Annotated in this window: 4 protein-coding genes; 2 read left to right on the top strand and 2 right to left on the bottom strand. The window is 67.6% G+C overall.

Annotation, left to right across the window (positions count from 1 at the left end; all coding sequences use genetic code 11):
* Together ACFE7U_RS10965 and ACFE7U_RS10960 are read right to left on the bottom strand one after the other, a co-directional pair.
* Positions 1–3,050, bottom strand: a 3,050-nt coding sequence (locus ACFE7U_RS10965; protein WP_375409759.1) for a multidrug efflux RND transporter permease subunit, incomplete at its 3' end; no start/stop codon positions are given.
* Between the two features lie 3 nt (positions 3,051–3,053).
* Positions 3,054–4,211, bottom strand: coding sequence for an efflux RND transporter periplasmic adaptor subunit (locus ACFE7U_RS10960; protein WP_375409776.1), 1,158 nt, complete (start codon positions 4,209–4,211; stop codon positions 3,054–3,056).
* Between the two features lie 1,092 nt (positions 4,212–5,303).
* Between ACFE7U_RS10960 and ACFE7U_RS10955 the strand changes: the two genes are divergently transcribed.
* Positions 5,304–5,873 carry a L,D-transpeptidase gene (locus tag ACFE7U_RS10955; RefSeq protein ID WP_375409758.1) on the top strand — a complete coding sequence of 190 codons (570 nt, stop codon included), beginning with the start codon at positions 5,304–5,306 and terminating at the stop codon, positions 5,871–5,873.
* Positions 5,874–6,015: 142 nt separating this feature from the next.
* Entirely contained in the window at positions 6,016–6,819 is an 804-nt protein-coding gene (locus ACFE7U_RS10950; RefSeq protein WP_375409757.1) for a TSUP family transporter, read from the top strand.
* The last annotated feature ends 17 nt before the right edge of the window (positions 6,820–6,836 follow it).

The following is a 6,836-nucleotide window of genomic DNA, read 5'->3' as shown; positions in this document are numbered from 1 at the left end:
GGCACGAACATCACGGCGAGCACCGTCGCCGAGATCATCCCGCCGAGCACGCCGGTGCCGATCGCCTGTTGGCTCTTCGAAGCGGCTCCCGACGCAATGGCGAGCGGCACGACGCCAAAGATGAAGGCGAGCGAGGTCATCACGATCGGGCGGAAGCGCAGGGTCGCGGCCTCCACTGTGGCGTCGACCAGGGATTTGCCCGGCTTCCACAGGTCCTTGGCGAATTCCACGATCAGGATCGCGTTCTTGGCCGAGAGGCCGATGATCGTGATGAGCCCGATCTTGAAATAGACGTCGTTGGGCATGCCGCGCAGGTACACGGCCGCCAGGGACCCGACGACGCCGAGCGGGATGACGAGCAGGACCGAGAACGGGATCGACCAGCTCTCGTAGAGGGCCGCGAGGCACAGGAACACGATCAGGATCGACAGCGCCAGCAACAGGCTCGCCTGGCTGCCCGCCTCCTTCTCCTGAAGCGACTGCCCGGTCCAGGTATGGCCGAAGCCCTTGGGCAGTTGCTCCATCAGCCGTTCCATCTCGGCGATGGCGTCGCCGGACGTGTAGCCCGCCTTCGGCTCGCCGGTGATGCGCACGGACTGATAGCCGTTGAAGCCGATGATCTGGGCCGGCCCGACGCTCCACTTGAGATCGGCGAAGGAGGACATCGGCACCATCGTGCCCTGCGAGTTCTTGACCCCGTAATTCAGGATGTCGGCCGCCTTGAGCCGCTGCGAATCCTCGGCCTGGACGATGACGCGCTGCATCTTGCCCCGGTTCGGGAAGTCGTTGGTGTAGACCGAACCGAGGTTGACCTGGATGGTATTGTTGATCTCTTCGAAGTCGACGCCGAGCGCGGCCGCCTTCTCACGATCGATCACGAGTTCGGCCTGCGGCGCCGGCGGCAGGCCCTCGACATAGACCTTCTGGAGGATGGGGCTCTTCTTGGCCAGCGAGAGCAACTGCTCCTGGGCCGCCATCAAGCCCGAATAGCCCTTCTGTGCCCGGTCCTGCAGGCGGAAGCTGAAGCCCGAGGCGTTGCCGAGGTTGTCGATCGGCGGCGGCTCGAGCGCCTGGATCACGGCATCCTTGTATCCTGACAGCGCCTTGTTGGTGCCCTCCACGAGCTTGGCTGCGGAGTTGGCGACGTCCCGGTCGCCCCAGGGCTTGAGGGTGACGAAGGCCTGGCTCGTGACCTGGCCCTGGCCGGAGAACGAGAAGCCGTTGACCACCGTCACCGTGGCGACGCCGGCTTGAGCGAGGAGATGCTCCTCGACCTTCTTTACCGCCGCTTCCGTGCGGTTGAAGGAGGAGCCCGGCGGCGTCTGGATGTCGACGGTGAAGAAGCCCTGGTCCTCGACGGGCAGGAAGCCCTCCGGCAGGCGCACGAACGCGTAGGCGAGGCCGACCACCAGCACGAGGTAGATCACCATCACGCGGCCGGAGCGGGCGATGAAGGCCGCGACGCCGCGGCCGTAGCGGGCGGTCTCGCGGTCGACGATCCGGTTGAACCAGCCGAAGAAACCACCCTTGGCATGCCCGTGGCCCTTCTCGATGGGCTTCAGGAGGGTGGCGCAGAGCGCCGGGGTGAGGGTGAGGGCCAGCAGCGCCGAGAAGGCGATCGAAGTCACCATCGCGATGGAGAACTGGCGGTAGATGATGCCGACCGAGCCGGGGAAGAACGCCATCGGGATGAACACCGCGATCAGCACCAGCGTGATGCCGATGATGGCGCCGGTGATCTGGTCCATGGCCTTGCGGGTGGCTTCCTTCGGCGGCAGGCCCTCCTCGTTCATGATGCGCTCGACGTTCTCGACGACCACGATGGCGTCGTCGACGAGGATGCCGATGGCGAGCACCATGCCGAACATGGTGAGTACGTTCACCGAGAAGCCGGCGAGCAGCATCACCGTGCAGGTGCCCATCAGGGCGATCGGCACGACGATGGTGGGGATCAGCGTGTAGCGGATGTTCTGCAGGAACAGGAACATCACCACGAAGACGAGGACGACCGCCTCGATCAGCGTCATCAGCACCTTGTAGATCGAGGCGTTGACGGCCGGGGTGATGTCGTAGGGAATGTCCCACTTCACGTTCGGTGGGAAGAACTGCGACAGCTCTTCCATCTTGGCGCGGATGGCCTTGGCCGTCTGGATCGCGTTGCCGTCCGGCGCCAGGGTTACCGAGATGCCGGCCGCCTCGCCGCCGTCGAGGCGGGTCGTGAACTTGTAGTCCTCGCCGCCGAGCTCGATCCGGGCGATGTCGCGCAGCCGCACGGTCGAGCCGTCGGGGTTAGCGCGCAGCACGATCGCGCCGAACTCCTCGGGCGCCGTCATCTGGCCCTTGACGATGATGGGGAAGTTCACCGGGTTGTTCGATGGGCTCGGCTGCGCGCCGACGGCGCCCGAGGCGATCTGGACGTTCTGCTTTGTGATGGCCTGGGAGACGTCGGAGGCGTTGAGCGAGAGGCCGCGCAGCTTGTCGGAATCGATCCAGATGCGAAGGCTGCGCTCGGTCGAGTAGAGCGTGGCGCGCCCGACCCCGGGGATGCGCCGGATCTCGTTGATGACGTTGCGCATCAGGAAGTCGCCGAGGGCGATCTCGTCCATCGACTTGTCGGGCGAGACCAGGGTGATGATGTTGAGCGTGGCGGCCGAGGCCTCCTCGACGAGGGTGCCCTGCTGGCGCACTTCGGCGGGGAGACGAGCCTCGATGCGCTTCAACCGGTTCTGCACCTCGACGCCGGCGAGGCTCGAATCGGTGCCTGGGCGGAACTGCGCGGTGATCTCGACGACGCCGAAGGCATCGCTGGCCGATTCGAAGCTGAGGATGTTGGCCGCGCCGTTGAGCTCGTCCTCGATGAGGCGCGTGGTGCCGGTGTAGAGATTCTCCACCGAAGCGCCCGGATAGGCCGTCGAGAGCGCGATGGAGGGTGGTGCGATCACCGGATACTGGGCGATCGGCAGCATCGGAATCGTGAGGATCCCGCCGAGGCAGATGAACAGGGCGATGACCCAGGCGAAGACCGGACGGTCGATGAAGAAGGAGGCCATGGCTCAGCGCACTCCCGCTTCGGTCACCGGCGCGCCGTCGATCTGGGCGGCCTTCGTCTCCGCCGATCCCGCCAGCGGCACAGGCTTGACCACCATGCCGGCGCTGATCTTCTGCACGCCCTCGACCACGACGCGCTCGCCGGGCTTCAGGCCTTCGCGGATGAGCCAGTTGTTGTCGACGATCGGGCCGACCTCCACGGGCTGGAGCATGACCTTGTCGTCCTTGCCGATCACCCAGACCTCCGACTTGCCGTCGTTGGTGCGCTGGATCGCCTGCTGGGGCACGGCGATGGCGTCCTTGTCGATGCCCTGCTTGATGCGCGCGCGAGCGTACATGCCGGGGAAGAGGTCGTCATTTGGGTTCGGGAAGAGCACGCGAAGGGTGACCTGGCCGGTGCTCGGGTCGGCGGTCACGTCGGAGAAGAGCACGCGGCCCGGCGACGGGTAGAATGAGCCGTCGTCCATGATGAGCTGGGCGTTGGCGTGGTCGTGGGCGAGGCGGTCGAGCTCGCCGCTGGCGAGATCGCGCCGGAGCTTGGTCAGCTCGCCCACCGATTGCGTGATGTCGACGTAGATCGGATCGAGCTGCTGGATGGTGGCGAGGTTGGCGGTGCCGCCCTGCTCGACCAGCGCGCCCTCGGTGAGGAGCGCCCGGCCGATCCGCCCCGAGATCGGGGCGCGGACATCGGTGTAGCTGACGTTGAGACGGGCACGGTTGCGGGAGGCCTTGGCGCCGGCGACGTCGGCCTCGGCCTGCTTCTGGGTGGCATAGGCGCTGTCGTATTGCGCCTGGCTCGCGGTCTGGCGCGAGAGCAGGGTCTCGAGGCGCTCGGCCTGCTGCGAGGCCAGCACCAGGGCCGCCTCGGCCTTGGCCAGGACCGCCTCGGCGCTCGCGAGCTCGACCTCGTAGGGCGCCGGATCGATCTTGTAGAGGACGTCGCCTTCCTTGACGTGGCTGCCCTGCTCGAAGGTCCGCTTGATCACGAGGCCGCCGACCCGGGCCCGGACCTCGGCGATCCGCAAGGGCGCCACACGCCCCGGAAGGTCGCGCTGATAGGGAATCGGCTGCGGTTTCACTGTGACGTAGCTGATCTCCGGCGGCGGAGCCGGTGGGGCCGCGGCCGCCTGCTTCTGATTGCAGCCGGTCATGGCGGTCAGCAGGAAACCCGCGGCGAGGACGGTCGGCCAGGGCCGGTCGGCGTAGTGGCGGGACGAAGGCACGATCAGGATGCTCCAAAATAGATGCGCGCAGGGGACGGCCGGCCGGGAGGGCGGCGGTCGCGCGGCATGAACTCGCGAAAGACCAACGGGCGAGAGCACCCGTCAGGGATGTCCTGGGGCCTGCCATGCACTCTCCGCGCCGGACGTGGCGAGGATGGGGCGGACCGGACAGGCAAGACGATGCGCGCCGCCCTACGGCAGCGCTTCCGTCCCTGTATCAGGCGTGTCTGGGTGGCCGCTCGGGAAGCCAGAGGCCTGTCAGCGCGATCGGATCCGCATGGGATCTCGCAACCGGGCGCGCCCTCGCCGGATCGACGGAGGCCGGTTGACCCCGCAAGGTCTGATGGATGTCCACGCCGTCATCGACGATATCGATCGGCGCCCCAACGAGGGTGAACAGGCTGGGAGCCGCCGCGACGGGCAGTATCGCCGCCGCACGGACCTCACGGTCCGAGCGGGCATGACGTTCCGGACGGTCGCAGATCGCCGCGAGGACGATCAAGATCACAGCGGCCAGTCGAACGGCAGCACCCCCGGCGAGGAGCCAGAACGCCGACCGAAGGTAGGGTGCGCACAGCGTACCGATCAGCCCGCGACGCCCACTGGGGGAACGTCCGGTCAGGGAGGATCGCGTCGCGGCCAGGGTCGGAAGCATGTCCACCAGCCTGATTCTGGTGCGGCGACGGCAAAGCCGCAATCACCTGCGACATTCTGTCAAGGCATGCTTAAGGTCGGCTCATGGCCGGATGAGGGTCTGCCCAACCCCGACTCAGGGATGCTGAACGAACCGCAGGCTGCGTTGCCTCAATCCCACGCTTCGGCCCCTGCACGGCTCGGTGGGTTGACCCTTGTGTCGGGGACGGCCAAGGGAAGCCTCAGCAGCCCCGGCCGCTCGCCGGAGGATCCTTACCGGAGGTTCCTTGCCTGAGGATCCTCGGGAAACCCGGCGAGGGTGCGCGGCAGCGGAACTCGATCGATACGGCAGGTCGCCGGTGGCCGATCCGGCCTGCCCCGCAACGAGAGAGGACGACCATGCGAATCCACCGCCTCATCGCGGCATCTGCCCTGACGGGCCTGATCGCGGCCGGCACGCCCGCTCATGCCGCCAACCCGCTCGATAGCGGGCCGATCGCGGACTTCATGAACATCTTCCGCGGGCAGGCGATCCCGCGCGAGACCGTGGCGTGGAAGGGCGCCGAGAAGCCCGGTACCATCGTGGTCTCCACGAGCCAGCGACGGCTCTACTACGTGCTGGGCGGCGGTGCGGCGGTGCGTTACGGCGTCGGCGTCGGTCGGCAGGGCTTCTCCTGGTCGGGCCAGAAGACTGTGACGATGAAGAAGGAATGGCCGGATTGGCGCCCGCCGGCGCAGATGCTGGCCCGCCGTCCCGACCTGCCGCGCTTCATGGCCGGCGGCCAGGACAACCCGCTCGGAGCGCGCGCGATGTATCTCGGCTCGTCGCTCTACCGCATCCACGGCTCCAACGAGCCCGAGACGATGGGGGCGGCGGTCTCCTCGGGTTGCATCCGCATGACCAACAAGGACGTCGTCGATCTCTACGACCGCGTGAAGGTCGGCACGAAGGTCGTCGTGAGACACTGACCGGCTTCGAAGACCGACTTCGACCCTCCGCCATCCATGGGGGAGGGGACGCCGCTGTTCTCCGACCCGATGGCCCGTTCGTCTTGAAGACTTCAGACCGCCCGCATGACGTCGGTCTTCTTGGAAGAGTGGCGGGACCGCGATGATCTTTGACATCGATCTCGGTGTGGTCGCGACGCTGTTCGCGGTCGCCGTCGCGGCCGGATGCGTCGATGCCATCGCGGGCGGCGGCGGGCTGATCACGCTGCCGGCGCTCCTGCTCTCCGGGCTCGACCCGGTCGCAGCCATCGCGACGAACAAGCTCCAGGGCAGCGCCGGTTCGATCTCCTCCACCATCGCCTTCGCGAGGCGCGGGTTGATCCACTGGCCGGACGCCTGGAAGATCGCATTGAGTGCCGGCCTCGCCTCCATGGCGGGCGCGCTCTGCGTGAGCCTGCTTCCACGCCCGATTCTCGACGGCGGCGTGCCTGTCCTGCTCGTGGGGATCGCGCTCTATTTCGCCACCGCCAAGCGCATGAGCAGCGAGGACGCGGCCGCACGGGTCACCCCTCTCGTCTTCGCGCTCACCATCGCGCCCATCGTCGGGTTCTACGACGGCGTCTTCGGCCCCGGTGCGGGGGCCTTCTACATGATCGGGTTCGTCACGCTGCTCGGCCTCGGGGTGGTCCGCGCCACCGCGCACACCAAGCTCGCCAACGCCGCGAGCAATGTCGGCAGCCTCTGCCTGTTCGCGGCGGGGGGGCACGTCGTCTGGGTGATCGGCCTCGCCATGGCGCTGGGCGCGTTCATCGGCGCCCAGATCGGCTCGGCCCTGGCGATCCGGCTCGGCGCGCGCCTGATCCGGCCGCTCCTCGTCACCATCGCCTGCCTGATGGCGCTTCGCCTGCTCTCGAACCCGGAGAACCCGCTGCGGCAGGCGGTGGCGGGGCTGTTTGGCGGCGGGTAGAACCACCGGCGGGTCTC

This window comes from uncultured Methylobacterium sp., assembly GCF_964251405.1.
GTDB lineage: Bacteria > Pseudomonadota > Alphaproteobacteria > Rhizobiales > Beijerinckiaceae > Methylobacterium.
This window is presented reverse-complemented; position numbering and strand designations above follow the sequence as displayed.

Bases quoted from the DNA above. Each gene is read 5' to 3' on its own strand.
- ACFE7U_RS10950 (WP_375409757.1), top strand. From the start codon at position 6,016: ATGATCTTTGACATCGATCTCGGTGTGGTCGCGACGCTGTTCGCGGTC.
- ACFE7U_RS10955 (WP_375409758.1), top strand. From the start codon at position 5,304: ATGCGAATCCACCGCCTCATCGCGGCATCTGCCCTGACGGGCCTGATC.